At 61.0% G+C, this 1,722-nt stretch carries 5 protein-coding genes; all 5 read right to left on the bottom strand.

Features of this window, described 5'->3' with window-relative positions; translation table 11 throughout:
• On the bottom strand, nucleotides 1-252 hold the full coding sequence (locus AC1DOQ_RS26835; RefSeq protein ID WP_477371425.1) for a hypothetical protein: 252 nt from the start codon (nucleotides 250-252) through the stop codon (nucleotides 1-3).
• A gap of 13 nt (nucleotides 253-265) precedes the next feature.
• Entirely contained in the window at nucleotides 266-541 is a 276-nt protein-coding gene (locus AC1DOQ_RS26830; RefSeq protein ID WP_477371422.1) for a hypothetical protein, read from the bottom strand.
• A 45-nt stretch (nucleotides 542-586) separates the two neighbouring features.
• Nucleotides 587-862, bottom strand: coding sequence for a hypothetical protein (locus AC1DOQ_RS26825; protein WP_477371419.1), 276 nt, complete (start codon nucleotides 860-862; stop codon nucleotides 587-589).
• A 329-nt stretch (nucleotides 863-1,191) separates the two neighbouring features.
• Entirely contained in the window at nucleotides 1,192-1,386 is a 195-nt protein-coding gene (locus AC1DOQ_RS26820; protein WP_477371416.1) for a hypothetical protein, read from the bottom strand.
• A gap of 87 nt (nucleotides 1,387-1,473) precedes the next feature.
• On the bottom strand, nucleotides 1,474-1,722 hold a 249-nt coding region (locus AC1DOQ_RS26815; protein ID WP_477362995.1), incomplete at its 5' end, for a hypothetical protein.

Genomic DNA, 1,722 nt, shown 5'->3' with positions numbered 1-1,722 from the left:
TCAGAAGGCCAGCTTGTTCTCGCCCTTCAGTGCGGCGGCCACGTCGATATCGGGGCCGCGGAACCCGGCGCCGATGACGCCGTTGTTGTTGAGGACATTCACGCCGATCTGCTGGAACTGTGCAAGCTGCTGGTTCACGTTCACATTGACGTTGACGTCCTTGCCGAAGGCGTAGCCGCCCCGGACCGCCGACATGGCCTGGCCGTCGATCGCKGCGCTGTGCGCCAGGTCGTGGATTGCGATGGATGACATGGGTCTCTCCTTCTCAGCCGACGATCTTGTTCTGGCCGTTCTGGTGCACATTGCTGTGCACGTTCACGCAGTCCAGGAAGGCCGAGCCGTTGGCGGTGAGGGTGCCGACRTTCTGTTCCTGGCCCAGGTTCTGCAGGGCGTTGATCGACGAGTCGTAGCTCGGCTTGTAGCTGATGTCGCCGGTTTTCACGGACGGCGAGAACATGCTCCAGCCGCCGCGCACGCCAGCCATGGCAGTGCGGTCCAGTTGTTCGRCGCGGTCCAGGTCTTTGATGGTCAGGGTTTTCATGGCAATGCTCCTTGAAAGTATGGTCAACGATGCGTGTGATGGGGATCAGCGGACGATGGTGTTCTGGCCGTTCTGGTGCACGTTGCTGTGCACGCTGACGCCGTCCAGGAAGGCCGAGCCGTTGGCGGTGGCGGTCATCACGTTCTGGACCTGGCCCAGGGATTGKGAGGCGTTGATCGACGAGTCGTAGYTCGGTGCGTAGGTGATGTCGCCGGTCTTGTACGACGGCGAGAACATGCTCCAGCCGCCGCGCACGGTRGCCATGGYTGCGCGGTCCAGTTTGTCGGTGTGGGCCAGGTCGGTGATGATCAGGGTTTTCATGGTAAATCTCCTTGGATGTCGGTTTGGTTGGTTGAGGCATTTGATTTGCGCTCGATGGACTATCAGCAGGATGCGTGCCAGCTTCTTTCGAACGCCGCCAAAATGAATGCAGGTCATTGAAAACAAAGGAGATTTTCTTGATCTTCTCAGCCGTTCACGGCAGCGGAGGAAGCGGCCGCAGGCAGTGCCGGTGATGGCCCGGACCCAACACCTTTCGGGACCTGTTTGGTGCTGACCGACAGCTGCCGAATGAAGACGCTCTGATCGGGACAGCGCAAAAAAACCGTCCGGCTATGAACCGGACGGTTTTGTCGTGGAGCGGAGAATCCTCAGCGTGGCGCCGCGTCCTTCGTGTGGGGCCTGCTGCTGCCGATGCGCGCTGGATCGAACAGCCTGACCCGTTGTGACACTGGCTGGACGAAGCGGCTGCCGGTGCGGAATCGCGATCCGCCGGCAATCGCCAGCATTGCCTGGCGGTCCAGATCGGTGTTTTCGGACAGATCCTTGATGACGATGATAGCCATGATGCCTCCTGGGAAAATGGCGGGTAAACGGACTGCAAACCCATTGCCGGGATAGAGCCCGGCAATGGGGTGGTGGGAAGGGCGGACTCAGAAGGCCAGCTTGTTCTCGCCCTTCAGTGCGGCGGCCACGTCGATATCGGGGCCGCGGAACCCGGCGCCGATGACGCCGTTGTTGTTGAGGACATTCACGCCGATCTGCTGGAACTGTGCAAGCTGCTGGTTCACGTTCACATTGACGTTGACGTCCTTGCCGAAGGCGTAGCCGCCCCGGACCGCCGACATGGCCTGGCCGTCGATCGCGGCGCTGTGCGCCAGGTCGTGGATTGCGATGGATGA

It is taken from the genome of Massilia sp. 01N417 (assembly GCF_056399645.1).
This window is presented reverse-complemented; position numbering and strand designations above follow the sequence as displayed.

Coding starts and splice junctions, on each gene's coding strand:
- AC1DOQ_RS26820 (WP_477371416.1), bottom strand. CDS start 1,386: ATGGCTATCATCGTCATCAAGGATCTGTCCGAAAACACCGATCTGGAC.